Here is a 25,656-nt window from a genome sequence, read left to right on the forward strand (position 1 = left end):
TTGATCGAGCCGTTTTCACGCCCGCTGTCAGGGGACTCGCCGGTTATGGTGCAAATCGGATACACGATGATGACCGAACAGGCCGGACCCCGAGAGCTCGTCGACCATGTGGTGCGGGCCGAGGAGGCGGGCTTCGACTTCTCGGTGACCTCGGACCACTACTTCCCGTGGCTGCGCTCGCAGGGCCACTCACCCTACGCGTGGGCGGTGCTCGGCGCGGCCGCCCAGGCCACGTCACGTATCCCGTTGATGACGTATGTGACGTGCCCGACGTTCCGCTACCACCCGGCGGTGGTGGCGCAGAAGGCGGCGACGCTGCAGTTGCTGTCCGAGGGCCGCTTCCGGCTGGGCCTCGGCTCCGGTGAGAACCTCAACGAGCATGTGGTGGGCGGCGGCTGGCCGTCCGTCGACGTACGGCACGAGATGTTCGAGGAGGCTGTGGAGATCATCCGCGCTCTCTTCAGGGGCGGCCACGTCAACCATCGCGGCACGCACTTCGACGTGGAATCGGCCCGGCTGTGGGACCTGCCGGACGAGGCGCCGCCCATCGGCGTCGCGGTCTCCGGGGAGCGGTCGTGCGAACTCGCGGGCCGGCTCGGCGACGCGGTGATCGCCACGGAGCCCAAGGCGGGGCTGCTGGAGGCGTTCGACCGGCACGGCGGCGCGGGCAAGCCCCGCATCGGCCAGCTCCCGGTCTGCTACGACCCCGACCGGGACGCGGCCGTCAAGCGAGCCCACTCCCAGTTCCGCTGGTTCGGCAGCGGCTGGAAGGTCAACTCGGAGCTGCCGCACCCGGATTCCTTCGATGCGGCGACCCAGTTCGTCACGCAGGACGACGTGGCCGACGCGATCCCGTGCGGTGACGACCCGGACGCGTTCGTCGAGGCCGTCCGTCCGTACGCCGAGGCGGGCTTCACCGAGGTCGCCCTGGTCCAGATCGGCGGCGAGTCGCAGCCGGCGTACCTGGACTGGTCGGAGAAGACCCTGCTGCCCGCGCTGCGGGAGGCGTTCGGCTGAGGCCGGTGGCCGCCAAGGCTCTCCGACGGTGGATATAGGCTGCTGGCCTGCACGTACTCGATGCAGCCAACCCCCTCAGGAGAGTCGTCCGTGACCGTAGCCATCACCCCGCCCGAGACCTCCCCGGCGCCCGTCTCCGACCTGGTCGCGCTGGACGCCCGGGAGTTCGGGGCGTACGCCCGGACCGGAGGGTGGGCTTTCGGGCTGAAGGTGGCGCGCAGCGTGCGGCCCGGTGGGCAGGGCGCGGACGAGACGCCGAAGGTGTCGGCGAAGGAGTTCGCGGAGCTCGCCGGGTGCTCCCCGGACCGGGTCATGCGCTACTACAAGGCGTGGGACCGGGCCGCCGACGACGGCCTGGTCCCGCACTTCGAGGCGCTGACGCCGGGCCAGGACGTGGAACTGCCGGACGCGGACGTGTGGCTGAGCTACTACGTCTCCCGCAACAGCGCCACCTCCGAGCGCGGCACCGCCATCACCGAGGCAGCCGAGGCGGAGGGCATCCGGCCCACGAAGGCGCTGGAGGTCGCGGAGAATCCCACCGCCCTGCGTGCCGCGATCCTCGCCGACCCCTCCACCGCCCGCGCGGCCCGTCAGGCCCTGCTGGACCGGGTCCGGGAGGACCCCGACCTGCAGGCCGAGCTGGCCCGTGACGTCGTGCGCACCGACGAGCTGAAGAAGGCCGTCGCCGGTGAGAGCAGGGCGGCCGACCGCATCGGATACGTGCGCCAGATCGCCGAGTCGGGCCAGATCAAGACGCCCGCCGGGCAGACCCTCGACGCTCCCGCCGATCTGCGTCAGGAGGCCGAGCGGCACCTGTCGCTCATCGACGAGCTGGATGAGGACGAGGACTCCGGCGAGTGGGCCTCCGAGGCGTACGACACCATGAAGTCCCTCGTCGTCGAGACCGTGGAGGCCGACCCGGGGCTGCGGGTGCGGGAGCGGCGCACGAAGTTCTACAGCAGCCTGCAGAAGGCGACCAAGGTGTTCGAGGAGCTGACCTTCGACGACACCCCGGAGTTCTACGAGGACGACATGGTGGAGCGCCTGGAGGAGCTGCAGCGGGCCGTGGCCGTGTGCATCGAGTCCCTGCGCGGTGCCCGCGGGAATCACCCGGAGGGCTGAGCATCTTGCGCGTGTGAGGGGTACTAGAGGGCTCTACGTCGGTTCATCCCGGAGGCCCTTTCGTGAACTCCTTCGTGCACAAGACCCTGGTGGTGCAGCTCCAGGCCGGTGACACGGACCGTTTCTCGGTACTCGCCCACCTGAGCTACGACGCCGCGGACCCGTTCGCCGTCACCCTCGTGTTCAGCCACGACGGCCGGGTCCTGGCCCGGTGGCAGCTGGACCGCGAGATGCTCGCGGACGGTCTGCGACGTCCGGTCGGGGTGGGGGACGTGCGGATCCGCCCGGTGGCGCGGGGCATGTGGCAGGAGCTGCGCCTGGAGTTCCTCGGTGACGCCCGCCCCGACGGCGGCCGTCACCACGCCCTGGTGTTCGGGTGGGCCCCGGGGTTCGCGGCGTTCCTCCGGGAGACCCACGAGGTGGTGCCGCCGGGCCGCGAGGAGGTCCACGTGGACGATTTCCTGGCGGGCGTCATCGCCGGGGCTGATCCGCGGGTCCGCGGGCCGGCCCCGCGGCGGCGACCGCCGTCACTCCGACGTATGGCGGTACCTGGTCCACAGGGGCAGGACCAACCAGCACAGCAGGTACCAGCCGACCACCCCGGCGACCAGGTAGGGCACAAAACCGTCGTGCGTGGCCACGCGCAGGATCAGCAGCAGGGAGGCGGTCGTCGTGGCCAGCAGCAGCGCGAGGCCGAGCAGCGTCAGCCGGGAGGCCAGCCGCACCGCCTGCGGCTTGACGCGCCGCCCGGAGACGATGCGGTGCAGGGACACCGGGCCTATGAGCGCCCCGGTCGCGCACGCGCCGAGGACGACCGTCACGAGGTAGATCGTCTGGTCCGTGCTGGTCAGATCGTCGTACTTCTCGGTGAACACCACGGTGAGCAGAAAACCGAAGAGGATCTGCACGCCCATCTGGGCCACGCGGACCTCCTGGATGAGCTCCTGCCACATCCGGTCCGCTCTCTCCTCCTCCGTCTCGTCCCGCCCCCGGCGCCTGGCACCGCCCTCGACCGTGTCCGACACTGTTCCTCCCGTTGTGAGACCTCGCGTCGACCTTCTCTCCCGCGAGTTCCCCGTATGGCGCCGTCGTCCCGGGGCCGCGCGGCGTTTGAGCGGTCAGGCGACGGTTACACGGACGAGGCGAATGACGCAGAAACCCGAGGAGGTCGTGGACGCATGTCCGGTACGCAACTCACCGTGACGCTCAGCGGCGGCGGTACGGACGACGCACGAGCGGTCGTCCGCACGTTGGAAGGCACGTTCGGGGCGTCGGACGAGCTTCCCGCCGACGAGAACGCGACGGTGCACATGGCGACCTTCGGCGATGCGGAGGCCGGTGCCTCAAAGAGCGCCGCGGCGAGCGCCGAACACCTGTCCGCGCCGGTGACCGTCACCGTGCAGGGCACCCCGGAGGCGGTGCGGCGGGCGAGCGAAACGCTCACCCGGGCCTTCACGGCCCGCGACGACGGTGTCGCCTCCGGCGACCAGGAACAGGAACGGCAGCTGCTCCTGGTGCCGTGAAGGCGTGAAGGGGTGCCGTAAGGCCTGACCTCGGCGAGGCAGTCCCTACCAGCGGGCTTCGACCTGGTCCTTGATCCGCAGGTCGTAGAGGTCACGAACCGCCGCCAGCGTTTTGCCGGACAGCTCCGGCAGACGGGCGGCGTTCGCGTTGGCACGGGCCTGCTCGGGCGAGCGGGCGCCGGGGATCACGGTCGTGACGCCGGGCTGCTCGATGATCCAGCGCAGGGCCAGCTGGGCCGGGGTGTATCCCTCGGGGGCGAGCGCCGAGAACTCGGCGGCCGCCTCGACACCGGTGGCGTAGTCGACGCCGGAGAAGGTCTCGCCCACGTCGAAGGCCTCGCCGTGCCGGTTGTAGGCGCGGTGGTCGTTCTCGGGGAAGACCGTCTCCCGCGTGTACTTGCCCGACAGCAGGCCGGAGGCCAGCGGGACGCGGGCGATGATGCCGACCCCCGCCGCACGGGCGGCCGGGAGCACCTCGCGCAGGGGCTTCATGCGGAACGGGTTGAGGATGATCTGCACGCTCGCCACGTTCGGCCGGGCGATCGCGGTCAGCGCCTCCTCACAGGTCTCGACGCTGACGCCGTACGCGGCGACGCGCTCCTCCTCGACCAGGGTGTCGAGGGCGTCGAACACCTCGTCCGTGGAGTAGACGGGCGTCGGCGGGCAGTGCAGCTGCACCAGGTCGATCCGGTCGACGCCGAGGTTGCGCCGGGAGCGGTCGTTCCAGGCGCGGAAGTTGTCGAGCACGTAGTTCTCGGGGATCTGGTCGAGCCGGCGGCCCATCTTCGTGGCGACCAGGACGTGCAGGTCCGGCCTGCCGCTGAGGAACGTGGCGATGGTCTGCTCGCTGCGGCCGTCGCCGTACACGTCGGCGGTGTCGAAGAAGGTCACCCCGGACTCGGCCGCCGTCTCCAGTACCGCGAGGGCTTCCTTGTCGTCGACGTCTCCCCAGTCGGCACCCAGCTGCCATGTGCCCAGGCCCACGACGGAAGCGTGCTGGCCTGACCTGTCGAATGTGCGCTCGTCCATGGGCGTCAGTCTGTCATCCGTCACGGCTCCGCGCGGAACGTTTCCCTCCGGCCCGCGGACCCGCCAGATTCACTCACACGAGTGAATAGACGCGGCAGGAACATGTCACGTGTCAACAGGGCCCCTAGCGTGACTCCACGTGACTACCGGTTCCATGGGCAACTGCCCTTCCCAGAAACCGCATTGGACGCGCCGAGGCTTCCTCCGCACGGCGGCCGCCCTCGCCGCCGTACCGGGTCTGCCGGCGGATCCGGCGGCCGCGGCGGCGGAGTTGCCGGACTTCCCTGCGGACGTCGCGCTGTACCGCTCGGCGTACCGGAACTGGGTCGGCGAGATCACCGCCGACGGTCTGTGGGCCTGTGCCCCGGACAGCCCGCAGCAGGTGGCCGACGTCGTCAACTGGGCGTGGCGGCACGGGTGGCGAGTCCGTGCCCGGGGTGCCGCGCACGGCTGGTCGCCCCTGACCGTGGCGGAGGGGACGCCGTCCGGCGCGCCCGTCCTCCTGGTCGACACCACGCCTCATCTGACGGGCCTCGCGCTGGACTCCCCGACGGCCGTACGCGCCGGTACCGGCGTGACCATGGAGGCGCTGCTGACCTTCCTGGAGGAACACGGCCTGGGCGTCACGGCCGCTCCCGCCCCCGGTGTTCTGACTCTGGGCGGCACCCTGGCGATCGACGCGCACGGCACGGCCGTCCCCGCCCGGGGCGAACACCGGCGGCCCGGGCACACATACGGCTCGCTGAGCAACCTGATCCTGTCCCTGACTGCGGTCGTCTGGGACTCCCGGGCCGACGCGTACGTGGTGCGCACGTTCCGTCGCGACGAGGCGGACGCCGCCGCGCTGCTGACCCATCTCGGACGGTCCCTGGTGACCGAGGTGGTGCTGCGGGTGGGCGCGAACACGAACCTGCGGTGCGTGAGCCGTACGGACATCCCGGCGGGCGAGCTGTTCGCCGCGCCCGGCTCCGACGGGCGTACCCTCTCGCGCTACCTGGACGAGGCCGGGCGGGTGGAGGCGATCTGGTTCGCCTTCACCGAGCATCCCTGGCTGAAGGTGTGGAGCGACTCCCCCACCCGGCCGCTGAGCTCGCGACGCGTGACGCGGCCGTACAACTACCCGTTCTCCGACAACATTCCGACGCCGGTGGCGGAGCTGGTGGGGCGGATGACGTCGGACGCGGCCTGGTATCTGGCACCGGTGCTGGGCACCGCGCAGTACGAGGCGGCCGCGCTCGGGCTGGTGACGACGCTGTCCGCCGATGTCTGGGGGCCGTCCAAGAACACGCTGCTGTATCTGAAGCCGAGCACCCTGCGGGTGCACGCCGACGGCTACGCGGTCCTCACCTCGCGGGAGCAGGTGCAGCGGGTGGTCTCCGAGTTCGCCGCCTTCTACCGGGAGCGGCTGGCGGCGTACGCGGCCCGCGGCAGCTTCCCGGTCAACGGCTCGGTGGAGATCCGGGTGACCGGCCTGGACGAACCGGGCGACACCGGGGTGGCCGGGGCCCGCCCGCCGCTGCTGTCCGCGCTCCGGCCTCGCGAGGACCACCCCGAGTGGGACACGGCCCTGTGGCTGGACGTCCTGACCCTGCCGGGCACCCCGGACGCGGAGGCGTTCCTGCGCGAGATCGAGCGGTTCCTGCTGCGCACCTTCGACGGCGGGTTCGCGCTCACCCGGGTGGAGTGGTCCAAGGGGTGGGCGTACACGGACGACGGGGTGTGGAGCGACGAGGAGGTACTGGGGTCGGTGGTGCCGGCCGCCGTCGGTACAGCGGAGTGGGCCGAGGCTGACGCGGTGCTGGAACGGCTCGACCCGCACCGCGTCTACGGCAACGCCTTCCTGGACCGGCTGTTCGGCCGGGGCGCTACGGGGTGAGGTGCGCCTGCACCGAGGGCGCATAGCGGTCCACCAGGGCGTCGACCGTGCTCGCCCGCACCTCGGTGCCGCGGGCGATGCCGTACATCACGCCCAGGCCGAGCAGGGTGGCGACGGCGAGTTCGGCGCGCAGGCCGGCGTCGGGGCAGGTGAGGCGGTCGGTCAGGCGGTCGGTCACCTGCGTGCGGAAGTTGGCGCGCAGGATGTCGCCCTGCTCGCCGTGCAGGGGCGCGAACACGATCCGCAGCAGCGGGTCGGCGCCCTGCTCGGACTGGCTGACCAGGACGTGCCGGACCATGTGCGGCCCGAGTTCCTCCAGCGGCGCGGCCAGCAGGGCTGCGGCGTCGGTCTCGAAGGACATGACCCTGGCGAACAGCGTGTCCTTGTTGCCGAAGTACTTGAGGATCAGCGGCGGGCTCACACCGGCGCGCTCGGCGACCGCCTTGAGCGTGATGTCGGCGTGCGCGTGCCGGGCCAGCAGATGACGGGCCGCCTTCAGGATGGCCGCCTTGGTGGCCTCGGCGTCCCTGCGGGCCGGCGTGGGCGTGACGGGTGGAGTGCTCACGGCACTCATGCTCCCTCCATCGCCCGGTCGTGCGCGCCCCGGGTGTGGTCCCCGGCCGGTTCAGGACCGTCCGGTTCGTCGGAGGCGGAGTCGCCGGGGATGCACAGCGCCGCCGCGACGGCCAGGAGCGCGACCGCGCCGGCCATCGTGAACGCCAGCAGGTATCCGTGCAGGGTGGGGACCGGCGCCCCGCCGACCTGGCTGGTGTGGTGTACGAGGACGGCTGCCACCGCGGCGCTCGAGCAGGCTTGGCCGATGGTTCGCATCAGGACGTTGACGCCGTTGGCGGAGGCGGTCTGCCCGGCCGGCACGGCACGCAGGATGAGGGTGGGCAGCGCCGAGTAGGCCAGGGTCGTTCCGGTCGCGACGACCGTGGCCCCGGCGATGATCATCCACAGGTCGCGGCTGTCGGCGATGCGGACCGCGTACCCGGCGGCGATGACCGCCGCCCCGAGGGCGAGCGTGACACGCGCGCCGCGCGCGGCGGAGATCCGGGCGGAGACGGGCGACAGCAGCAGCATGACCACTCCGCTGGGCAGCAGGCACAGTCCGGTGGCGACGATGGACAGACCGAGCCCGTATCCGGTCGCCTCGGGTGCCTGCACGAGCTGGGCGGTGACCAGGGTGTTGGCGTAGAAGGCGAATCCGGCGAGCAGTGCGGCCGCATGGGACAGTCCGACCCGGGGCCTGGCCACCAGCCGCAGGTCCACCAGCGGCTGTTCGGCCCGCAACTGCTGCCACCACCACAGCGCGAGCACGACGGCGGCGGCCAAAAACAGTCCCACGACGCGCGGACTGCCCCAGCCCCACTGCCCGCCCTGGGACACCCCGAGCAGCAGGCATACCAGCCCGACGGCCAGTCCCAGCGCGCCCGGCACGTCGAACCGGCCCGGTTCGCGCACCGGCGATTCCCGCACCGCCCACCACACCAGGGTCACGCCCGTGGCCCCGAGGGCGCTGGTCACCCAGAACATGGTGTGCCAGTCCGCGTACTGCACGATCACCGCGGCCAGCGGCAGGCCGAGCGCGGCGCCGATGCCGACGGTGGAGCTCATCAGCGCCACGGCCGAGCCCCGGCGCTCCGGCGGCAGCTCGTCCCTCAGGATGCTGATGGACAGCGGGACGACCGCGGCGGCGGCTCCGGACAGGGTGCGGGCGGCGATCAGCACCCCGATGTCGGAGGTCAGGGCACACAGGACCGAGCCCAGGGTCATCAGCGCGAGGGCCGCCATGAGCACCCGTCGCTTGCCGTACATGTCGCCGGCCCGGCCCAGGACCGGGGTGAGGACGGCCCCGGACAGCAGGGTGGCCGTGACCATCCAGGAGACCGTGCCCGCCGAGGCGCCCGTCAGCCGGGGCAGGTCGGGCAGCAGGGGCACGACCACGGTCTGCATGACGGCCATGAGGATGCCGCCGAACGCGAGCACCGGGACGGTGGGCCGGTTGCGTATCGCGGCGGTCGGGTCCATCTGCTCTCCAGCGGGCAGCGCCTGGCGGGACAGGCAGGTGAATGGTAATTCACCTTATCGGTGAATTGCCATTCACCCCAAGCCTTGGGGCGGATTCGCCGTCGGCCCCCCGCCGGGAGGCCGTACCGCCGGATCGCGCCAGTTTCGCGGCGTGACGTGCACCACGGGCAACGGGCCACGCAGGGAGGAACAACCGCCCCACCGTCCCCGCGGGCGGATTTTCCCCTTCCGCACCCGTACCGCCACCCCGCGCAGCAAGATCACCTTCGTTCAACCTTGCACGACATGAGGGGAATCGCCCGGATCGCAGCCAACCGGCTCGCGCGGATTTCTCCCGGTACCGGCCGGACCGGTAGGCATGCCCAGGTCAACACCCGAACCGACCCAGGAGGTCCGCATGCCGGAACTCAGCCGTCGCCGCGCGCTCACCGCCGCGGCCGTCCTCGCCGGGACGGCCGGCGTCCTGCCCGCCGTCGTACCCGCCACGGCCGCCACCGGGCACCACGACTCCCCCGGGACCTTCGACGAGGTCTACAAGGGCCGCCGGATACAGGGCCGCCCGGCCACCGGGACCGGTCATCACCACCACGGCGCCGGATACGCGGCGTTCGTCGACGGTGTGGAACTGCACGTGATGCGCAACGCCGACGGCACCTGGATCAGTGTCGTCAGCCACTACGACCCGGTGGCCACCCCGCGCGCCGCCGCCCGCACCGCGGTGGACGAGCTGCAGGGCGCGCCGCTGCTGCCCTTCCCCGCCAACTGACCCGCACCGAAAGGCTCTGGAGCACCAGCACATGACCGTCCGCAAGAACCAGTCCGCCCTGACCACCGACGAGAAGCGGCGTTTCGTCGCCGCCCTCATGGAGCTGAAGCGCAGCGGCCGCTACGACGAATTCGTCACGACGCACAACGACTTCATCGTCTCCGACACCGACAACGGCGAGCGGACGGGCCACCGCTCACCGTCCTTCCTGCCCTGGCACCGAAGATTCCTCCTGGAATTCGAGCGGGCACTCCAGTCGGTGGACACTTCGGTGGCCCTGCCGTACTGGGACTGGACCGTCGACCGTTCGCCGCGCGCCTCGCTGTGGGCGCCCGACTTCCTCGGGGGTACCGGGCGCGAGCGGGACGGCCGGGTGCCGGACGGGCCGTTCGCCGCGTCCGCCGGCACCTGGACGATCAACGTGCGGGTCGACGGCCGTACGTTCCTGCGCCGCTCCCTCGGTTCCGGGGGACGCCAGCTGCCGACGGCGGCCGAGGTCGAGTCGGTGCTCTCGATGCCGACGTACGACATGGCTCCCTGGAACAGCGGCTCGGACGGTTTCCGCAACCATCTCGAAGGATGGCGCGGAGTCAATCTGCACAACCGCGTCCACGTCTGGGTGGGCGGGCACATGGCCACCGGCGCCTCGCCCAACGATCCGGTGTTCTGGCTGCACCACGCCTACATCGACAAGCTGTGGGCCGAGTGGCAGCGGCGGCACCCCGGCTCCGGCTATCTGCCGGTCTCGGGCACGCCGAACGTGATCGACCTCAACGAGACGATGCGGCCGTGGCACGACACGAGCCCGGCGGATCTGCTGGACCACACGGCGCACTACACGTTCGACGCCTGATCAGGCGGTCGCGGCCGTGCGGCACTCCGGGTGTCCCCAGCCAACGTCGTTCTTGGCGATGGACTCGCCCGCCGCGTAGGCGCGGCCGCACTGGCAGCGGCCGGGGAACTTCGCCTTGATGGTGCGCGACGAGGAGCCCTTGGCGCCGGAGGTCTTCGCGGTGCGGGCCGAGCCGCCGCGCGGGCGGGAGCGGGGCGCCTTGACCGGGGCGTCCGGGGCGGGCGGCGGCTCGGGGGAACCGAGCTCGCTGCCCGCGGACTCCTGGACGGTGGCGGCCTGGCTGGCGGCGCGGTCGGCGAAGTCGTTGAGCCGGTCGCCGTCGACCTGGTGGGCGGGCACATAGCGGAACTCCACCGAGCGCCCGTCCAGGAGCTCGTCGATGCGCACGACGAGGTCCTGGTTGGCGACCGGCTTGCCGGCGGACGTCTTCCAGCCGTTGCGCTTCCAGCCGGGCAGCCAGGTGGTGACGGCCTTCATCGCGTACTGCGAGTCCATCCGGATCTCGAGCGGTACACCGGGGTCGGTCGCCGTCAGCAGGCGCTCCAGCGCGGTCAGTTCCGCGACGTTGTTGGTGGCCTTGCCGAGCGGCCCGGCCTCCCAGCTCACCGGGCTCTCGGAAGCGTCGGCGACGACCCAGGCCCAGCCCGCGGGCCCCGGGTTTCCCTTCGAAGCCCCGTCACACGCGGCCACAACACGTTCAGGCATGGGCTCGATCATGCCATGGCCGCACGGTCCGCCCGGCCGGGAGGGGCGGGCTGCTACGACACGTCGGTCAGCTTCGGCATGTCTCCCTCGGTCGTCGTGATGTCGATCACCGAGAAGTGCGCGCCCTGCGGATCGCTGATGGCGGCGAACCGGCCGAACGGCGTGGTCATCGGGCCGAAGCGCAGGACGCCGCCGAGCTTGGTCGCCTTCGCCACGGCGTCGTCGCAGTCCTCGACGGTGAAGTAGACGTTGATGTACGGCGGCACCTCGGGCGGGAATTCCTCCGTCATCCTCATGCGGCCCAGGACGGTGCGTTCGCCGAGGTCGTAGATACGGAAGTCCATCTCGCCGTCCTCCATGTCCCGCTGCCGGTAGGAGAAGACGGCGGGGAAGAACGCGTCGGACTTCTCGGGCTCGCGGGTGAAGACTTCGGCCCAGATGTAGGCGCCCGGTTCGGCCATCGCCTCGAAGCCCTCGTGGGTGCCCGCCTGCCAGACCCCGAAGACGACACCGCCCGGGTCGCGGGCCAGGCACATGGTGCCGAAGTCGCCGACCGGCATCGGCTCCATCAGCACCTCGCCGCCGTTGTCGCGGATCCGGGCGGCGGTGGCGGCGGTGTCCCGGGCGGCGAAGTACAGGCACCACTGCGACGGGGCCTCCGGCTGGCCGGGCATGGGCGGGACGACGGCGGCGACCGCCTTGCCGTCCGCGTAGGCCTGGGTGTAGTCGCCGTACTCCGCGGACGCCTCGGTGAAGGTCCAGCCGAGGACGTCTCCGTAGAAGTTCTTGGCCCCTTCGAGATCACTGAACGTCGCGTCGGCCCAGCAAGGGGTTCCCTCAGGTTGCACGGCCATGGCTGCGGCCCTCTCCGGATGGATGGATCGTCCGTTTCCTCACGCTAGTCACCCTCGGGTCGGCCCGCGCGCCGAACGGGCGGTTCCGCCGCAGGCCGGGCGGGAGCCCTCGGCAGCCTCTGTACCGGGTCCGAGCGCACGGGCCGGTACGCCGATGGCGGCTACACGGAGTACAGGACGGTACCGGCCGCGTTCGCCTACGTGCGGCAGGGCAGAGCCGCACGCCGAGAGGCGCGACGAGGTGTGCGCCGGGACGTACGGGTGGTGACACCGGCGACACGCTGCGTCCGAGCGCCTTGTGCGCCCTGTGCGCCGGGCGGATCCGGGTGAGTGACCGGCGTGAGGGCACACGCCCGCTCGCCCTCCGCCCCCATCGTGGGTTTGCCACCTCCGGCGCAAGAATCCGCCCCCTTCACGCGGTTATCCGTCCACCTCCGCCGCTGTTTGGCTGTGCCTCACGCCGCGTCCGACCCACCGGCGTCACAAGGCCGCCGCCTTCGCCGGCCACCCCACCGTCACTGCCACCACTCCGCCCGTGCCGGCCGACCACTCACCTCAGGACCGCCTGCTGCCACCTGCTCGGCCAAGGCTCCACACCGCTCACCCAGCGAACATCTCGTTCGATCCCAGGGAGGGAATGTGTCCGCCCCCGAAAGCACCACCGGCCCCGCCACCGACGACCCCGCCCCCGAGCCCGCTGTCGGCACCGGCTTGACCGAGGCTCAGCTCACCAGTCTCAGCACCCAGGCGGCGCGCCAGCTCGCCACCACCACCAAGTCCGTGCCACAGATGCAGGCCATCACCTCGCGCTGGCTGCTCAAGATGCTGCCGTGGGTCGACGTCAGGGGCGGTTCCTACCGGGTCAACCGGCGTCTGACACTGCGTCCGGGCCGGGGCCGGGTGCAGTTCGAGCAGAACGGTGCCGACGACATCAGGGTCATCCCCCGGACGCTCACCGAACTGCCCGTGCTGCGCGGCTACTCCGACGCCGAGGTGCTGAAGCAGGTCGCGTCGCGCTTCGAGGTCCGTGAGGTGCGCGTCGGCGAGGTGCTCTTCGAGGCCGGGCAGCCCGTCACCGAGGCCTATCTGATCGTGCACGGCCGTTTCACCCGGTACGCCACCGGCAAGTACGGCGAGGAGGAGGTCATCGGGGTCGTCACGGACGGCGAGGGGCTCGGTGACGAGGCCGTGGGGCGGGCCGACCCGCTGTGGCTCACGTCCGTGCGGGCGGAGACCTCGGGCGTCGTGCTGGTGCTGTCCTGGGACGCCCTCCGGGAGTACACGGACCGTGTCCCGTCCTTCGCGGCCCATCTGGAGGCGTACGCGGAGCGGCAGAGCAAGCCGACGAACCGCAAGGGCGAGGCGGATGTGCCGGTACAGGCCGGGCATGTGGGCGAGCCGGTGCTGACGGGCGGATTCGTGGACTACGAACTCGCGCCGCGCGAGTACGAGTTGTCGCTCACGCAGACCGTGCTGCGCGTCCACTCCCGGGTCGCCGACCTCTACAACGACCCGATGGACCAGACCGAGCAGCAGCTCCGGCTGACCATCGAGGAGATCCGTGAGCGGCAGGAGTGGGAGCTGGTCAACAACCGCGAGTTCGGGCTGTTGCACAACATCGACCACAGCCAGCGCATCAGCACGTTCTCGGGGCCTCCGACCCCGGACGACCTGGACGAGCTGCTGGCGATGCGGCGCAAGACGCGGCTGTTCCTCGCCCATCCCAAGGCGATCGCGGCGTTCTTCCGGCAGTGCAACAAGCGCGGGCTGGTGCCCGGCACGGCGAACGTGGACGGGCACGAGGTGCCCGCCTGGCGGGGGGTGCCGTTCTTCCCGTGCGGCAAGATCCCGGTCAACGACCACCACACCAGCAGCATCATCGCGCTGCGCACGGGCGAGGCCGACCAGGGGGTCGTCGGTCTGTTCCAGACCGGTATCCCGGAGGAGTACCAGCCCGGCCTGAACGTACGGTTCATGGGCGTCGACGAGATGGCGATCACCCGCTACCTGGTCACCGCGTACTACTCGATGGCCATCCTGGTCCCCGACGCCGCGGGCATCCTGGAAAACGTCCAGATCGGCCGGACGGCCGGCTGACGGGGTGGAGTCGAGTACGCCCATGAACACGCCCCCGCCTCCCGGCTCCGAGCCCCGTCGGCTCTCCGACACCGAGCCCCACCCGACGCCCGGCCTTCCGGTGCCACCGGCCCTCGGGCCTCCGGCCCCACCAGTTCCGGCCCCACCGGCTCCTGGTTCCCGGGCCCCACTGTGCCCGGGCTCCGCTCCCCCACAAGCACCGGGCCCACCGGCCCTTCCCCTTGGCTTCCCAGCCCCGCTGCCCTCGGGCTCCGCGCCCCGCCCGGCCCCCGGGACTCCGTCGCCCTTGCCCTCGGGACCCGCCGCCCGACCCGGCCCGCCAGCCTCAGGGCCTTCGGCCTCGCCACCCCCCGGCTTGCCGATCCCACCGGCTGCGGCCCCATTGCCCTCCGGCTCCGCGGCCGCACCGAGTTCCGTGCACCAGGCGGCCTTTCGCCCTCCGGCACCACCGGCCTCCGGCTTCTCGACCCGACCAGCGCCCAAGACGCCGGCAGCGCTGCCCTCGGACTGCGCGGTCCCACCGGGCCCCGCGCCCTGTCCGGCCCTCGATGCTCCGGCCCCAGGGACCCTCGGCCTCCCCATGCCGCTGGCCGCCGAATCCCCGGCCCCATCACCTCCGAGTTCCGCGACCACACCGGCACCCTCGACCCGGCCGGCTTTCCGCCCTCCCGCTCCACCCACCTTCAGCTTCTCGGCCCCGAGCCTCTCGGACTCCCTGATCCCGCCGAGCCCGGCCTCCGGCGACCCGGCCGTCTCCACCCCCCGCCGCACCCCACCCGGCCCCCGGGCCTCGCCCGTAGCGGACGGGCCCGGCGTGGCGGGCCCGTGCCCGGGCTTCGGTATCGGGACGCCGTGCCCGCCGATCCCGAGAAGGTCAAGGAGATCGACCGGAGGCTGGAGGCCTGGGCGCACGGGCTCGAGCTGTTTCCGCCGGCGTGGACGGGGGACTTCGCGGGGTTCCAGTTCGGCCGGGCCGTGGTGCTCCAGCATCCGGGGGCGGTGGATCTGGACCGCCTTACCGTCGCGGGCGAGCTGCTGCTGGCCGAGAACCTCGTCGACAGCTGCTACTGCTCGGAGGACGAGGACCGGGGCGGATCGTCTCGCGGTCTCGGCGGACGGCTGGTCATCGCCCAGTCGGCACTCGACCCCTTCCACGGGCCGCCCGAGGCGGAGACGGAGTGGCGCCAGGGGCTGACAGCCGATGGTCCGCTGCGTTCGTACCACCGCGCGCTGCGGGACTACGCCGGTTTCGCCACACCCAGCCAGACCGACCGGTTCGTGCACGACATCGCCCGGCTGCACCTCGGGTACGTCGCCGAGGCCGCCTGGGCTCAGACCCGGTACGTGCCGCGCGTCTGGGAGTACCTGGTGATGCGGCAGTTCAACAACTTCCGGCCCTGCCTGTCGATCGTCGACGCCGTGGACGGCTACGAACTGCCCGAGGCGCTCTACGCCCGACCGGAGATCCAGCGGATCACGGCGCTCGCGTGCAACGCCACCACAATCGTCAACGACCTGTACTCCTTCACGAAGGAGCTGGCGGCCGAACCGGACCACCTCAACCTGCCACTGGTCATCGCCGCCAACGAACAGCGCGGGCTCAAGGCCGCCTATCTGAAGGCCGTCGAGATCCACAACCAGATCATGGACGCCTTCGAGGAGGAGTCCGCGGTCCTGTCCGCCGGCTCGCCGCTCGTCGAGCGCTACACCCGGAGCCTGGCCGCCTGGGTCTCCGGCAACCACGAGTGGCACGCCACCAACACCCACCGCTACCACCTGCCCGACTACTGGTAGAGCACAGTCCCTTGACGTCACGCAAGAAGCACGAGGAGCCGTCCTTGACCACCACCGCCGACGCCACCACCGCTTCGCTGCAGCCCGCGTCCGCCGCCGATTCGACGTATCAGACCCGGGTGGCCGACTACTGGAACGCGGAGGAGAACCCGGTCAACCTCGAACTGGGGAAGATCGACGACCTGTACCACCACCATTACGGCATCGGGGAGGCCGACTGGTCCGTGCTCGACGAGCCCGACCCGGCGCTGCTCCGCGAGCGGGTCACCACGGAACTGCACCGCCTGGAGCACGCCCAGGCGGAACTGCTCGCCGCCCACCTCGGCCCCCTCTCCCCCGCCGACCGCGTCTTCGACGCCGGCTGCGGACGCGGCGGCGGCAGCGTCGTAGCGAACCTGCGGTACGGCTGCCGCGCCGACGGTGTGACGCTCTCGGCCAAGCAGGCGGACTTCGCGAACGAGCAGGCCCGGCTGCGCGGCATCGACGGCAAGGTCCGCTACCACTGCCGGAACATGCTCGACACGGGCTTCCCTTCGGGCGCGGTCGCGGCGTCGTGGAACAACGAGTCGACCATGTACGTGGAGCTGGACCTGCTGTTCGCCGAGCACGCCCGGCTGCTGCGTCGCGGCGGCCGCTATGTGGTGATCACCGGCTGCTACAACGACACCTACGGGCGGGCCTCCCGCGAGGTGTCCCTGATCAACGCCCACTACATCTGCGACATCCATCCGCGTTCGGAGTACTTCCGGGCGATGGCCCGCAACCGGCTGGTCCCCGTCCATGTGCAGGACCTCACCGACACGGCCATCCCCTACTGGGAGCTCCGCAGGCGGGCCGACCATCTCGTCACGGGGATCGAGGACACGTTCCTGTCCGCATACAAGAACGGCAGCTTCCAGTACCTGATGATCGTGGCCGACCGGGTCTGACCGCTCGTCAATTCGTCGGCCACGGCCACTCCGTGGCCGACGCGCGTCTTCCGCACCGGGCCCGGCTGTGCTTGCCTGGGGAGCCTTTTCACCGGCCGGGGCGGGAGTTGCCGTATGCGCGGACCGTGGATCGTGGGTGTCCTGCTGGCCGGGCTGCTGCTCGGGGCGTGCGGGGATCCGTCGTCCGGACCCGGCACGTCCCCGCCGTCCGCGCCGGAGGTGTCCACGACCACGCATCAGCGGGCCCCGGCCTCACCCGGCCCCCGCGCCCCCGCCAAGGCGCCCCGCGTGCTGTATCTCGGTGATTCGCTCGCCATGGAGAACCAGAAGGTCCTCGGCCAGGAGCTGCGCCGGGACCTGCGCGCGAAGTACACGAGCGCCCCCTACTCGGGCACCACCCTGTGCGACTACCTGGAGGGCACGGCGGAGCGGTCGCTCGTCCCGGCACGGGACAAGGCGGCCGCCCTGGTGCGGTCGCTGCGGCCGGACTTCGTGGTGCTGCAGTTCTGGGGCAACGCCTGGGACTTCACCTGGTGCATGGACAAGATCACGTACGACGGTTCGCGGGAACGGTACTTCGAGCGGTACGAGGCCGACGCGCGCAGGCTCGTCGAGCAGATCACGACGGCCGGCGGGGCGCGCCGGCCGCGGATCGTGTGGGTGCTCCAGGGCCCGGACCCGATCACACCCGACCGGGTGCGGCGTGTGAACGGGCTGTACGAGCGGCTGGCCGCCGACTCGGACGACATCGTCGCCGACGCCGGGCGGGCGGTGAGCCCCGGCTCGGACCGCTACACCTGGACGCAGCACCTGCCCTGCACGGCCTACGAGCGGGTCCACCCCGACTACTGCACCCAGCCCGGCCGCGACCGGACGGCCCTGCACCGCGACGACGACTACCTGCACTTCTGCCTGGCTCCCACGACGTCCACGCCGAAGCCCTGCCCGGTGCGTTCCCCCGGCGTCCTGCGCATCGCCCGGGAGATCACCAAAACCGTTCGACAGTCGGCGGATTGACCCGCTCGAATGGGCGTCATGTGCGCTGTGCGAATGCATGAGGACGAGAGGGACATCGACGTATCGCTCGTCGGCCGGCTGATCGCGGGCCAGTACCCGCGATGGGCGGGGCTGCCCCTGCGGCGTCTGGAGTCCTCCGGGTCCGAGAACGCCATGTTCCGCCTCGGCGCGGACAAGGTCGTGCGGCTCCCCCGGCATCCCCGCGCCGTCGAGGCCATCACGCACGAACTGCGCTGGCTGCCCCGGCTGGCCCCGGGCCTGCCCGCCGCCGCGCCCGAACCCCTCGGACTGGGCGATCCCGGCGAGGGATTCCCGTGGCCCTGGTCGGTCTACGGCTGGCTGGACGGCGGCCACCCGGTGCCCGGCGCCCTCGATGAACCGGGGCTGCTGGCCGAGGACCTGGGCGCCTACGTCGCGGCCCTGCGCCGGATCGACCCGGCAGGGGCACCGACCGGTTACCGCGGAGTGCCGCTGGCGGCCCGGGACCCCTTCGTGCGCGAGGCGCTCGCCCGGCTCTCGGGGCGGATCGACACCGCGGCGGTGACAAAGGTGTGGGAGGAGGTGCTGCGCGCCCCTGAGCACGCCGGGCCGCCGGTCTGGGCGCACGGCGATCTGATGGCCGGGAACCTGCTGGTCACGGACGGACGGCTGAGCGCCGTGATCGACTTCGGCACGGTGGGGGTGGGGGATCCCGCCGTCGACCTCATCAGCGCCTGGTGTGTGCTGCCGGCGGGGGTCCGCGGCTCCTTTCGGGAGGCAGCGGGCGCGGGCGAGGCCGAGTGGGCGCGGGGCCGGGGCTGGGCCCTGTCGATCGCGGTCATCGCGCTGCCGTACTACTGGGACACGAACCCGCCGGTCGCGGAGAACTCCCGGCATGCCATCCGGGAGATCCTGGCCGAGACGGCGTAGGGGCGGGCAGGGGCCCGCCCCTCGACCGGAGGGGGCGTCTCACTCGCCCGCGTAAGCCTTGTCCAGGGTCGCGATGTCGAACTTGGTCATCGCCATGAACGCCTCGGTCACACGGGCCACCTTCGCGGGGTCCGGGTCGGTGATCATGTCCTGGAGCCGGTCGGGGACGACCTGCCAGGACACGCCGTACTTGTCCTTGAGCCAGCCGCACGGACCGGGCTCGCCGCCGTTCTCGGTGAGCCTGGTCCAGTAGTAGTCGATCTCCTCCTGGTCCGCGCAGAAGATCATGAAGGAGACCGCCTCGGTGAACTTGAACTGAGGTCCGCCGTTGAGCGCGAGGAACTTGTGGCCGTTGGCCGTGAACTCGACGGTCATGACCGTGCCCGCCCGGTGGGGCGTCCCCTCGGGGTAGCGGGCGACCTCGCCGATGCTGGAGTTCTTGAAGATCGAGACGTAGTGGTGGGCGGCCTCCTCGGCCTGGTCGTCGTACCAGAGACACGTGGTGAAACCGTCGGTGGCCATGGGTACCTCCTGGGCGCGTGGAACGCTGTCACCACTGTCGACCGGTACTCGCCCCGGAACTCATCGGTGGGCCGGCCGGCGAATTCAGGTGGCCGTTACACCGTTCGGAACTAGCATCCCGGGCATGACGTCTTCGCCCGCCGACAGCGGCAGCAGTTTCCATCCGTTCCGCCTCGACATCCCGCAGAGCGACCTCGACGACCTCCATGACCGCCTCGACCGGGCCCGGTGGCCCGACGAGCTGCCCGGGGTGGGATGGACGTACGGCGTTCCGTCGGGCTATCTGCGCGAGCTGGTGCGGTACTGGCGGCACACGTACGACTGGCGGGCGGCGGAGGCGCGGCTGAACGCGTGGCCGCAGTTCACCACCGAGATCGACGGCGCACGGGTGCACTTCGCGCACATCCGCTCCCCCGAACCCGCCGCCACCCCGCTGGTCGTCACGCACGGGTGGCCGGGGTCGATCGTCGAGTTCCTCGACATCGTCGGGCCCTTGACGGACCCGGCCGCGCACGGCGGCGATCCGGCCGACGCCTTCCATGTGGTGCTGCCGAGCATTCCCGGCTTCGGCTTCTCCGGGCCCACCCGGGAGACCGGCTGGGAGGCGCGCCGCATCGCCGACGCGTGGGCCGAGCTGATGACGCGCCTCGGCTACGAGCGGTTCGGCGCCCAGGGCGGCGACTGGGGTGCGGGCATCTCCCGCGAACTGGGCCGCGTCCACCCCGGCCGGGTCACCGGCGTCCACCTGAATCTGCTGCCCGGCGGACAGGCGACCGCCGAGCCGACCGCCGAGGAGCTGGACGCGCTGAGTCCCGCGGAGCGGGAGCGCACGCTCGTCTCGTGGCGCCGGTGGGAGAAGTGGTCCCGCGACGGGACGGGCTACTTCCATGTGCAGTCCACCCGGCCGCAGACGCTTTCGTACGCGCTCACGGACTCGCCGGTGGGCCAACTCGCCTGGATCGTCGAGAAGTTCCGGGAGTGGACGGACTCCGAGGAGCTGCCCGAGGAGGCCGTCGACCGGGACCTGATGCTCACGAACGTGATGCTGTACTGGCTGACGGGCACGGCGGGTTCGTCCGCCCGGGTCTACTACGAGCGCGCCCACGCCCGGGGCGAGCGGATCGCCGCCCCCCAGGAGGCCTCCACCGCGCCAACCGGGGTGGCGTCCTTCTTCGGCGACCCTCAGATCCCGCTGCGACACAAGGCGGAGCGCACGGAGAACATCGTCCGCTGGACGGAGTTCGAGCGGGGCGGGCACTTCGCCGCGATGGAGCAACCGGGCCTGTTGGTGGAGGACGTGCGGGCGTTCTTCCGGCAGTTGCGCGAGAAGGGCTGACGCCCGCTCTGCCCGTAGCGAATCTGCCGCGGGCAGAGAATCCGCACAACGGCATCGTCCGAGGTCAAGAGTGGAGTCGAGGGCATCCCCGACCACAAGGAGAACCGATGACTCCACGCACGGCACTCGCCCCACGGGCGGAGGAGGGCGACACCCCTCCGACCCGGTTCGACGACCAGCTGGCCGCCCAGTTGCTCGCGCAGCGCATCGTGCTGCTGGGCACGCAGGTCGACGAGGTCTCCGCGAACCGGGTCTGCGCCCAGCTGCTGATCCTGTCCGCCGAGGACCCCCGCACCGACATCAGCCTGTACATCAACAGCCCCGGCGGGGCGGTGCACGCGGGCCTCGCCATCTACGACACGATGCGGCTCGTCCCGAACGAGGTCTCCACCCTGGCCATGGGCTTCGCCGCGAGCATGGGCCAGTTCCTGCTCAGCGTCGGCGCGCCCGGCAAGCGCTACGCCCTGCCCAACGCGCGGATCATGATGCACCAGCCGTCGGCGGGGATCGGCGGCACCACCGCCGACATCGAGATCCAGGCGGAGAACCTGGAGCACACAAAGCGGACCATCGAGCGGATCACCGCCGAGCACACCGGCCAGAGTGAGGAGACCATCTCCCGGGACGGCGACCGGGACCGCTGGTTCACGGCCGAGGAGGCCAGGGAGTACGGCATGGTCGACCGGGTCGTGGAGTCCCTCGCGGACGTCCGCCCGACGGCCGGCCGGCGCAGGATGGGGCTGCAGTGATGGGTACCTACACGATTCCGAACGTCGTCGAGCGCACCCCGCAGGGCGAGCGGTCCTACGACGTGTTCAGCCGGCTGCTGTCCGAGCGGATCATCTTCCTCGGCACGGAGATCGACGACGGTGTCGCCAACGTCGTCATCGCGCAGCTTCTCCATCTGGAGTCCTCGTCCCCGGAGAGCGAGATCGCGATCTACCTCAACTCGCCCGGGGGATCGTTCACTTCGCTCATGGCCATCTACGACACGATGTCGTACGTGCGGGCGCCGATCTCGACGTTCTGTGTCGGGCAGGCGGCCTCCACGGCGGCCGTGCTGCTGGCGGGCGGGGACCCCGGACGGCGGTTCGTGCTGGAGCACGCCCGCGTGCTGCTCGGCCAGCCGGCGAGCGGAGGGCAGCGCGGCATGGTCTCCGACCTGGCGCTCCAGGCCAGGGAGATGGTGCGGATCCGCTCCCAGGTGGAGGAGGTGCTGGCGCGGCACACCCACCACGAGGTGGCGACCCTGCGGGCCGACATGGACCGCGACAAGGTGTTCACCGCGCAGGAGGCGGTGGGCTACGGGCTGGCCGACGAGGTACTCAGCCGGCGCCTCGTGCAGGTCTGAGGCGCCGGCCGACAGGCAGACTCAGGCGACCAGGCACATTCCGTCGTGCGAGGACGGGGACGCCATCCCTCGGCGGCTGCCGCTGCCGGTGTACCGCGAGGTGACGCGGGTCAGTTCGCCCTGCGTCCTCGACAGCAGGTCGCCGAGGCTCAGCCCGAGGGCGCGGGCGGCGGCCGCGAGGACCTCCGAGGAGGCCTCCTTGCGGCCGCGCTCGACCTCCGAGAGATACGGCATGGAGATTCGTGCCTCGTCGGCGACGTCCTTCAACGTGCGCTCCTGCGCGAGGCGTTCACGGCGCAGGACGTCACCGACCAGATCGCGCCACAGCGGCTCCTTCACGGCGGGGGCCGGAGGGCTCGCACCTTGCGGGCGCAGCGGGATGACGCGGGCTTCGTTCGGCACGTGGTTGGTCACTGCTCCAGCCTAGGAGCGCCGGCCGTCAGGGGAAGGGCCCGGCGTTCCGCCCTGGGTGGAATCACAGGCGGGGTACGTCGTTTCGGCTCCAGCCGCGGGCCGCGCACTGCCTCTTGCCCTCTGTCGGCCGTTCGGGTGAGCATGGACGGGCCGGAATGCCGTGCTCCACCGATTTCCCGCCGCACGGTGTTCGGGGGCATGTGTTGCGCCTTCCCGGGTATCCGCAACCCGGAAGGACCTAGGCAGATGTAGCCGTGACTTCGTGGGGAGAGGTAATGGAGACCGCCGTGATCCGGTCGAAGGCAGAGGTCGCCGGGGAGAACGCCGAGGCCGGGACGGGTGACGGAGCACTGCCGGTCGTGGACCCGCGGTCCGTGGCCCCGCGGGACGCCAGGGCGCTGTCCCGCCAGTTCTTCCAGCGTCTGACGGAACTCGAAGAGGGCACGCACGAGTACCAGTACGCGCGCAACACGCTCATCGAGATGAACATGTCGCTCGTGCGGTTCGCGGCCGGTCGTTTCCGGGGCCGCGGCGACGACATGGAGGACATCGTCCAGACCGGCATGATCGGTCTGATCAAGGCCATCGACCGGTTCGAGCTGTCGCGCGAGGTCGAGTTCACCTCCTTCGCGCTGCCGTACATCGTCGGTGAGATCAAGCGGTTCTTCCGGGACACCACGTGGGCGGTGCATGTGCCGCGGCGGCTGCAGGAGCTGCGCGTGGAGCTGGCAAAGGCCCGTGAGGAACTCGCGAGCCGGCTGGACCGCGAGCCGACCGTCGCCGAGCTGGCCACGCTGATGAACATCTCCGAGAACGAGGTCGTCGAGGGACAGATCGCAGCGAACGGGTACAACTCGTCGTCGCTGGACGCCGCGCTCACCGGCGACGGGCCGGAGGGGGGCGAGGCGGTCCTGGCCGACTTCATCGGCGTCGAGGAGGACGGGCTGCGGCTCGTCGAGGACTTCCACTCGCTCGCCCCGCTCATGGCGGAGCTCAGCGAGCGCGACCGGCAGATCCTCCACATGCGGTTCGTGGAGGAGGCCACCCAGGCGGAGATCGGCGAGGAGCTCGGCTGCTCGCAGATGCATGTCTCGCGTCTGATCAAGCGGATCATCACCCGGCTGCGCGAGGGCATGCTGGGCGAGCTCGGCTGCGCCTGACACCGTCGGCGGGCCGGCCGGGCATACCGGTGACCAGCGGGTGCTGTCCCCCATGCGGGAGTGGGACGGCACCCGCGATTGTGCCGGCTTCCACGGCACCGCACAGGTGCCCGGCTCCCACGGCACCGCGATCGTGTCCGGATCCAACGGCCCGATGGTGTCCGGCTTCTGTGGCGCCGCGATGGTGTCCGGCTCTCATCGCACGCGAGCGCCCTCGGGGGACGCCTCACCCCGACGGCTCAGGCTGACAGCTCAGGCGGCGGTCGCACCCGCGAGCGGCAGCACGGCGCGCACCCGCTTGCCCACCGGCACCCGCTCCACGCTGACCTGCTCCGCGAGCGCGTGAACGATCTCCAGGCCGTGCCGGCCGACGCGCTCCGGGTCGCGCGGGAAGATGCGGGGCAGGGCCGAGCTGCTGTCGTAGACCGACACGGTCACGGCGGTGTCCGTGCCCACGAGTTCCAGGATGTACGGACCGTCGCTGTGCCGGTCGGCGTTGGTGACCAGCTCACTGACCACGAGCTGCACCGCGCCGTCGGCCCGGTCGTCGATGCCCGCGCACCACTCGGTCCTGAGCTGGTCGAGGAAGAGCGCGGCGAAGGACCGCGCCTCGGCGATGCATCCCTGCTCGCCTGTGTAGTGTGCCGCCCGCCTCAGCGGTTCCACGGGCACGTCGAAACCAGTCGGTATCACTGCCCCGTCCACGTGGTCGATCATTCGTTTCTTTCTGGGAAGAAGCCGGACTGGCCGGACGCTCTGCACCAGTGCTCGTACCCCGAGCCGGGCTTCGCAGTCCTGACACGTTTCGTCCGTCCCGTGTCCTCGGCATTGTCCCCCGCGCGCGCGGGGCACTCGGAGGGAAAATGGACCGGCCGAGGGCGGCCGGGCCGGATCGCCGGAGGTGTGCGGTGGCCTGGTGGACATGGCTGGTCGTGGTGGTCGCGGCGCTGATCGGCGTCGCTGTGATGACGCTCGCCGTACAGGCCGGCCGGCGGTCGGGAACGGTCATCGCGGTCCGGCGCCGGCCCGGCGGGAAGGGTGTCCGATGAACCAGCTGATGGCGGCACGGAGCCTGACGACCCTGCCGGTGGTCACCCTGGGCGGCGACGCCGTCGCACAGATCAAGGACACCGTCTTCGACGCCGCGGCCGGACGGATCACCGGGTTCACGCTCAGCGGACGGGGTCTGCTGTCGGGCCCGATGAAGCAGAGCCTGCCCTGGCCCGCGGTCCACGCGCTGGGCCCGCACGCGGTCATGATCGTCGATGCCGGTGCCCTGGCGGACACTCCCGTCGTGGTGGCACGCCGTGAGGCCCAGGAGGGCCGGGTACTGCACGCCAAGGTGCTGACCGACGAGGGCGCCGAGGTCGGCACCGTGCTCGACGTGGTCGTCGAGGGCGGTACCAGTGGCCGGGTCGTGGGATTCCGGATAGCGGCGGCCAAGGCACTGGTGGGGGGCTCCCGGCGGCGCCGGCACCGGGTGTATGTGCCGCGTGGCGAGACGCTCGCGGTCTCCGGCCGCGCCCTGGTCATCCCGGCGGACGCCACCCGCTACGTCGCCGACGACCTGCCGGCCTTCGTCGCCCGGGTCGGCGCCTTCCAGGAGGGCCGCGAGGGGACGCCGTCATGATGCTGTTCTCGCAGGCGCGGGGCCTGCCGGTGCTGACCCTGACCGAGGCGGACGAACTCGGCGTCCTGAGGTCGCTGACGGTCGACGCGGCAGCCGGTGTGGTGACGCATGTCCGGGTGCGGGGCAAGCGCTCCCGAAAGGAGACCGTGCTGGCCTGGGGTGCTCTGCACGCCCTCGGCCCGGACGCCGTGCTCGTCCGCTCCGCCGCCGCCCCGGCCGAGGTGCCGCCGCACCACGAGCTGCCGGGCCTCAGGATCCTCACCGAGACGGGCGACTGGCTCGGCACGGTCCGGGACGTCGCGTTCGAGGCGGACACCGGCCGTATCGAGGCGGTCGTCACCGCCCAGGGCGATGTACCGGCCGGTCGTCTGCTGGGGCTCGGGGACTACGCCCTGGTGGTCCGGGCCGGGTGACTCAGGAGGCCGGGGCCTGGTCCGTGGTGTCACCCCCGGTGCCGCCTCCGGTGTCATCGCCCGTGTCGTTCCCGGGCGGGGGCGGCGAGTCGTCCGCAGGCGGCGATTCGTCCGTCGGCGGCTGTGAAGTCGTCTGAGTGGTCGGCGGTTCGCTCGTGGTCGGCTCCGACGAGGTCGCGTCGGTCGGTGTGGTGACGTCGGCCGACGGGGTGGGCTTGCCGGGCGGGGCGGTCTTGCGGTCGTTCTCGCCCGTGTCGCCCTTGTCGCGCTTGAACCACTCGCCGTCGGGTTCGCACATGACGAAG

Annotated in this window: 27 protein-coding genes and 2 pseudogenes; 19 read left to right on the forward strand and 10 right to left on the reverse strand. The window is 71.4% G+C overall.

The window, feature by feature from the left end:
• Nucleotides 1-45: 45 nt before the first annotated feature.
• The 3 genes and pseudogenes from ACQEV8_RS01215 to ACQEV8_RS01225 form a co-directional block, all read left to right on the forward strand.
• Nucleotides 46-1,017: an LLM class F420-dependent oxidoreductase gene (locus ACQEV8_RS01215; protein ID WP_432956566.1), complete on the forward strand. Its 972-nt coding sequence runs from the start codon at nucleotides 46-48 to the stop codon at nucleotides 1,015-1,017.
• Nucleotides 1,018-1,077: 60 nt separating this feature from the next.
• A complete protein-coding gene (locus ACQEV8_RS01220) occupies nucleotides 1,078-2,139 on the forward strand; it encodes a hypothetical protein (RefSeq protein WP_432956568.1) in 1,062 nt (353 codons plus the stop codon).
• Nucleotides 2,140-2,201: 62 nt separating this feature from the next.
• Nucleotides 2,202-2,621: pseudogene (locus ACQEV8_RS01225) on the forward strand (SsgA family sporulation/cell division regulator); the annotation flags it as partial.
• A 45-nt stretch (nucleotides 2,622-2,666) separates the two neighbouring features.
• On the opposite strand, the gene ACQEV8_RS01230 reads toward ACQEV8_RS01225, so the two are convergent.
• Nucleotides 2,667-3,092 (reverse strand): DUF6328 family protein, encoded by a 426-nt coding sequence (locus ACQEV8_RS01230; protein ID WP_432972299.1) that lies wholly within the window; start codon nucleotides 3,090-3,092, stop codon nucleotides 2,667-2,669.
• Between the two features lie 225 nt (nucleotides 3,093-3,317).
• Here ACQEV8_RS01230 and ACQEV8_RS01235 point away from each other — a divergent pair, with 225 nt between their 5' ends.
• Nucleotides 3,318-3,662 (forward strand): hypothetical protein, encoded by a 345-nt coding sequence (locus tag ACQEV8_RS01235; RefSeq protein WP_432972302.1) that lies wholly within the window; start codon nucleotides 3,318-3,320, stop codon nucleotides 3,660-3,662.
• Between the two features lie 45 nt (nucleotides 3,663-3,707).
• Here the strand turns inward: ACQEV8_RS01235 and ACQEV8_RS01240 are convergent, their stop codons facing one another.
• Nucleotides 3,708-4,691, reverse strand: coding sequence for an aldo/keto reductase (locus ACQEV8_RS01240; protein ID WP_432956569.1), 984 nt, complete (start codon nucleotides 4,689-4,691; stop codon nucleotides 3,708-3,710).
• Nucleotides 4,692-4,845: 154 nt separating this feature from the next.
• Here ACQEV8_RS01240 and ACQEV8_RS01245 point away from each other — a divergent pair, with 154 nt between their 5' ends.
• Entirely contained in the window at nucleotides 4,846-6,567 is a 1,722-nt protein-coding gene (locus ACQEV8_RS01245; RefSeq protein WP_432972305.1) for a cholesterol oxidase substrate-binding domain-containing protein, read from the forward strand.
• Here ACQEV8_RS01245 and ACQEV8_RS01250 read toward each other — a convergent pair.
• Together ACQEV8_RS01250 and ACQEV8_RS01255 are read right to left on the reverse strand one after the other, a co-directional pair.
• Nucleotides 6,557-7,141 (reverse strand): TetR family transcriptional regulator, encoded by a 585-nt coding sequence (locus ACQEV8_RS01250; RefSeq protein WP_432956571.1) that lies wholly within the window; start codon nucleotides 7,139-7,141, stop codon nucleotides 6,557-6,559. The two genes, ACQEV8_RS01245 and ACQEV8_RS01250, sit on opposite strands and share 11 nt — an antisense overlap.
• A complete protein-coding gene (locus ACQEV8_RS01255; RefSeq protein ID WP_432956572.1) occupies nucleotides 7,138-8,601 on the reverse strand; it encodes an MFS transporter in 1,464 nt (487 codons plus the stop codon). Before ACQEV8_RS01255 ends, ACQEV8_RS01250 begins: the two co-directional genes overlap by 4 nt.
• A 397-nt stretch (nucleotides 8,602-8,998) precedes the next feature.
• On the opposite strand from ACQEV8_RS01255, the gene melC1 reads away from it, so the two are divergent.
• Entirely contained in the window at nucleotides 8,999-9,367 is a 369-nt protein-coding gene (melC1, locus tag ACQEV8_RS01260; protein ID WP_432956573.1) for an apotyrosinase chaperone MelC1, read from the forward strand.
• Between the two features lie 31 nt (nucleotides 9,368-9,398).
• Nucleotides 9,399-10,220, forward strand: coding sequence for a tyrosinase MelC2 (gene melC2, locus ACQEV8_RS01265; protein ID WP_432956575.1), 822 nt, complete (start codon nucleotides 9,399-9,401; stop codon nucleotides 10,218-10,220).
• On the opposite strand, the gene ACQEV8_RS01270 is transcribed toward melC2, so the two are convergent.
• A complete protein-coding gene (locus ACQEV8_RS01270) occupies nucleotides 10,221-10,937 on the reverse strand; it encodes a ribonuclease H family protein (RefSeq protein WP_432956577.1) in 717 nt (238 codons plus the stop codon).
• Nucleotides 10,938-10,978: 41 nt separating this feature from the next.
• Entirely contained in the window at nucleotides 10,979-11,779 is an 801-nt protein-coding gene (locus tag ACQEV8_RS01275; protein WP_432956579.1) for a VOC family protein, read from the reverse strand.
• A gap of 639 nt (nucleotides 11,780-12,418) precedes the next feature.
• Between ACQEV8_RS01275 and ACQEV8_RS01280 the strand changes: the two genes are divergently transcribed.
• From ACQEV8_RS01280 to ACQEV8_RS01300, 5 genes and pseudogenes are all read left to right on the forward strand, one after another.
• A complete protein-coding gene (locus ACQEV8_RS01280; RefSeq protein ID WP_432956581.1) occupies nucleotides 12,419-13,876 on the forward strand; it encodes a family 2B encapsulin nanocompartment shell protein in 1,458 nt (485 codons plus the stop codon).
• 780 nt (nucleotides 13,877-14,656) lie between these two features.
• Nucleotides 14,657-15,670: pseudogene (locus tag ACQEV8_RS01285) on the forward strand (family 2 encapsulin nanocompartment cargo protein terpene cyclase); the annotation flags it as partial.
• Nucleotides 15,671-15,714: 44 nt separating this feature from the next.
• On the forward strand, nucleotides 15,715-16,599 hold the full coding sequence (locus ACQEV8_RS01290) for a geranyl diphosphate 2-C-methyltransferase (RefSeq protein WP_432956583.1): 885 nt from the start codon (nucleotides 15,715-15,717) through the stop codon (nucleotides 16,597-16,599).
• Nucleotides 16,600-16,713: 114 nt separating this feature from the next.
• A complete protein-coding gene (locus ACQEV8_RS01295) occupies nucleotides 16,714-17,616 on the forward strand; it encodes an SGNH/GDSL hydrolase family protein (RefSeq protein ID WP_432956585.1) in 903 nt (300 codons plus the stop codon).
• A gap of 33 nt (nucleotides 17,617-17,649) precedes the next feature.
• Nucleotides 17,650-18,525 (forward strand): aminoglycoside phosphotransferase family protein, encoded by an 876-nt coding sequence (locus ACQEV8_RS01300; RefSeq protein ID WP_432956588.1) that lies wholly within the window; start codon nucleotides 17,650-17,652, stop codon nucleotides 18,523-18,525.
• 39 nt (nucleotides 18,526-18,564) lie between these two features.
• Here ACQEV8_RS01300 and ACQEV8_RS01305 read toward each other — a convergent pair whose 3' ends face one another.
• Nucleotides 18,565-19,047 carry a VOC family protein gene (locus ACQEV8_RS01305; RefSeq protein ID WP_432956590.1) on the reverse strand — a complete coding sequence of 161 codons (483 nt, stop codon included), beginning with the start codon at nucleotides 19,045-19,047 and terminating at the stop codon, nucleotides 18,565-18,567.
• Between the two features lie 124 nt (nucleotides 19,048-19,171).
• On the opposite strand from ACQEV8_RS01305, the gene ACQEV8_RS01310 reads away from it, so the two are divergent.
• The 3 genes from ACQEV8_RS01310 (at nucleotide 19,172) to ACQEV8_RS01320 (ending at nucleotide 21,734) form a co-directional block, all read left to right on the forward strand.
• Entirely contained in the window at nucleotides 19,172-20,383 is a 1,212-nt protein-coding gene (locus ACQEV8_RS01310; protein WP_432956591.1) for an epoxide hydrolase family protein, read from the forward strand.
• 107 nt (nucleotides 20,384-20,490) lie between these two features.
• A complete protein-coding gene (locus tag ACQEV8_RS01315) occupies nucleotides 20,491-21,132 on the forward strand; it encodes an ATP-dependent Clp protease proteolytic subunit (protein WP_432956592.1) in 642 nt (213 codons plus the stop codon).
• Entirely contained in the window at nucleotides 21,132-21,734 is a 603-nt protein-coding gene (locus ACQEV8_RS01320) for a ClpP family protease (protein ID WP_432956593.1), read from the forward strand. Before ACQEV8_RS01315 ends, ACQEV8_RS01320 begins: the two co-directional genes overlap by 1 nt.
• Before the next feature lie 21 nt (nucleotides 21,735-21,755).
• Here ACQEV8_RS01320 and ACQEV8_RS01325 read toward each other — a convergent pair whose 3' ends face one another.
• On the reverse strand, nucleotides 21,756-22,148 hold the full coding sequence (locus ACQEV8_RS01325; RefSeq protein ID WP_432956594.1) for a helix-turn-helix domain-containing protein: 393 nt from the start codon (nucleotides 22,146-22,148) through the stop codon (nucleotides 21,756-21,758).
• Nucleotides 22,149-22,423: 275 nt separating this feature from the next.
• Between ACQEV8_RS01325 and ACQEV8_RS01330 the strand changes: the two genes are divergently transcribed.
• A complete protein-coding gene (locus ACQEV8_RS01330; protein ID WP_432956595.1) occupies nucleotides 22,424-23,308 on the forward strand; it encodes an RNA polymerase sigma factor SigF in 885 nt (294 codons plus the stop codon).
• 252 nt (nucleotides 23,309-23,560) lie between these two features.
• Here the strand turns inward: ACQEV8_RS01330 and ACQEV8_RS01335 are convergent, their stop codons facing one another.
• Nucleotides 23,561-24,025 (reverse strand): ATP-binding protein, encoded by a 465-nt coding sequence (locus tag ACQEV8_RS01335; protein ID WP_432956597.1) that lies wholly within the window; start codon nucleotides 24,023-24,025, stop codon nucleotides 23,561-23,563.
• Nucleotides 24,026-24,216: 191 nt separating this feature from the next.
• Here ACQEV8_RS01335 and ACQEV8_RS01340 point away from each other — a divergent pair, with 191 nt between their 5' ends.
• The 3 genes from ACQEV8_RS01340 to ACQEV8_RS01350 are packed head-to-tail and all read left to right on the forward strand — an operon-like array spanning nucleotide 24,217 to nucleotide 25,351.
• Nucleotides 24,217-24,357, forward strand: coding sequence for a hypothetical protein (locus ACQEV8_RS01340; RefSeq protein WP_432956599.1), 141 nt, complete (start codon nucleotides 24,217-24,219; stop codon nucleotides 24,355-24,357).
• Nucleotides 24,354-24,938: a PRC-barrel domain-containing protein gene (locus tag ACQEV8_RS01345; RefSeq protein ID WP_432956602.1), complete on the forward strand. Its 585-nt coding sequence runs from the start codon at nucleotides 24,354-24,356 to the stop codon at nucleotides 24,936-24,938. The genes ACQEV8_RS01340 and ACQEV8_RS01345 overlap by 4 nt, the downstream gene beginning before the upstream one ends.
• Entirely contained in the window at nucleotides 24,935-25,351 is a 417-nt protein-coding gene (locus ACQEV8_RS01350) for a PRC-barrel domain-containing protein (RefSeq protein WP_432956604.1), read from the forward strand. The genes ACQEV8_RS01345 and ACQEV8_RS01350 overlap by 4 nt, the downstream gene beginning before the upstream one ends.
• A 1-nt stretch (nucleotide 25,352) precedes the next feature.
• On the opposite strand, the gene ACQEV8_RS01355 is transcribed toward ACQEV8_RS01350, so the two are convergent.
• Nucleotides 25,353-25,649 (reverse strand): hypothetical protein, encoded by a 297-nt coding sequence (locus ACQEV8_RS01355; RefSeq protein WP_432973400.1) that lies wholly within the window; start codon nucleotides 25,647-25,649, stop codon nucleotides 25,353-25,355.
• Between the last annotated feature and the right edge of the window lie 7 nt (nucleotides 25,650-25,656).

This window comes from Streptomyces sp. CA-179760 (assembly GCF_050937045.1).
Taxonomy (GTDB): domain Bacteria; phylum Actinomycetota; class Actinomycetes; order Streptomycetales; family Streptomycetaceae; genus Streptomyces.

What these genes read in the sequence shown, in the direction of transcription:
- ACQEV8_RS01350 (WP_432956604.1), top strand. Translation starts at nt 24,935, where the DNA reads ATGATGCTGTTCTCGCAGGCGCGGGGCCTGCCGGTGCTGACCCTGACC.
- ACQEV8_RS01295 (WP_432956585.1), top strand. Translation starts at nt 16,714, where the DNA reads ATGCGCGGACCGTGGATCGTGGGTGTCCTGCTGGCCGGGCTGCTGCTC.
- ACQEV8_RS01355 (WP_432973400.1), bottom strand. Translation starts at nt 25,649, where the DNA reads ATGTGCGAACCCGACGGCGAGTGGTTCAAGCGCGACAAGGGCGACACG.
- melC1 (WP_432956573.1), top strand. Translation starts at nt 8,999, where the DNA reads ATGCCGGAACTCAGCCGTCGCCGCGCGCTCACCGCCGCGGCCGTCCTC.
- ACQEV8_RS01330 (WP_432956595.1), top strand. Translation starts at nt 22,424, where the DNA reads ATGGAGACCGCCGTGATCCGGTCGAAGGCAGAGGTCGCCGGGGAGAAC.
- ACQEV8_RS01220 (WP_432956568.1), top strand. Translation starts at nt 1,078, where the DNA reads ATGCAGCCAACCCCCTCAGGAGAGTCGTCCGTGACCGTAGCCATCACC.
- ACQEV8_RS01320 (WP_432956593.1), top strand. Translation starts at nt 21,132, where the DNA reads ATGGGTACCTACACGATTCCGAACGTCGTCGAGCGCACCCCGCAGGGC.
- ACQEV8_RS01275 (WP_432956579.1), bottom strand. Translation starts at nt 11,779, where the DNA reads ATGGCCGTGCAACCTGAGGGAACCCCTTGCTGGGCCGACGCGACGTTC.
- ACQEV8_RS01240 (WP_432956569.1), bottom strand. Translation starts at nt 4,691, where the DNA reads ATGGACGAGCGCACATTCGACAGGTCAGGCCAGCACGCTTCCGTCGTG.
- ACQEV8_RS01300 (WP_432956588.1), top strand. Translation starts at nt 17,650, where the DNA reads ATGCATGAGGACGAGAGGGACATCGACGTATCGCTCGTCGGCCGGCTG.
- ACQEV8_RS01270 (WP_432956577.1), bottom strand. Translation starts at nt 10,937, where the DNA reads ATGATCGAGCCCATGCCTGAACGTGTTGTGGCCGCGTGTGACGGGGCT.
- ACQEV8_RS01335 (WP_432956597.1), bottom strand. Translation starts at nt 24,025, where the DNA reads ATGATCGACCACGTGGACGGGGCAGTGATACCGACTGGTTTCGACGTG.
- ACQEV8_RS01230 (WP_432972299.1), bottom strand. Translation starts at nt 3,092, where the DNA reads ATGTGGCAGGAGCTCATCCAGGAGGTCCGCGTGGCCCAGATGGGCGTG.
- ACQEV8_RS01305 (WP_432956590.1), bottom strand. Translation starts at nt 19,047, where the DNA reads ATGGCCACCGACGGTTTCACCACGTGTCTCTGGTACGACGACCAGGCC.
- ACQEV8_RS01255 (WP_432956572.1), bottom strand. Translation starts at nt 8,601, where the DNA reads ATGGACCCGACCGCCGCGATACGCAACCGGCCCACCGTCCCGGTGCTC.
- ACQEV8_RS01345 (WP_432956602.1), top strand. Translation starts at nt 24,354, where the DNA reads ATGAACCAGCTGATGGCGGCACGGAGCCTGACGACCCTGCCGGTGGTC.
- ACQEV8_RS01310 (WP_432956591.1), top strand. Translation starts at nt 19,172, where the DNA reads ATGACGTCTTCGCCCGCCGACAGCGGCAGCAGTTTCCATCCGTTCCGC.
- ACQEV8_RS01315 (WP_432956592.1), top strand. Translation starts at nt 20,491, where the DNA reads ATGACTCCACGCACGGCACTCGCCCCACGGGCGGAGGAGGGCGACACC.
- ACQEV8_RS01215 (WP_432956566.1), top strand. Translation starts at nt 46, where the DNA reads ATGGTGCAAATCGGATACACGATGATGACCGAACAGGCCGGACCCCGA.
- ACQEV8_RS01250 (WP_432956571.1), bottom strand. Translation starts at nt 7,141, where the DNA reads ATGAGTGCCGTGAGCACTCCACCCGTCACGCCCACGCCGGCCCGCAGG.
- melC2 (WP_432956575.1), top strand. Translation starts at nt 9,399, where the DNA reads ATGACCGTCCGCAAGAACCAGTCCGCCCTGACCACCGACGAGAAGCGG.
- ACQEV8_RS01235 (WP_432972302.1), top strand. Translation starts at nt 3,318, where the DNA reads ATGTCCGGTACGCAACTCACCGTGACGCTCAGCGGCGGCGGTACGGAC.
- ACQEV8_RS01245 (WP_432972305.1), top strand. Translation starts at nt 4,846, where the DNA reads ATGGGCAACTGCCCTTCCCAGAAACCGCATTGGACGCGCCGAGGCTTC.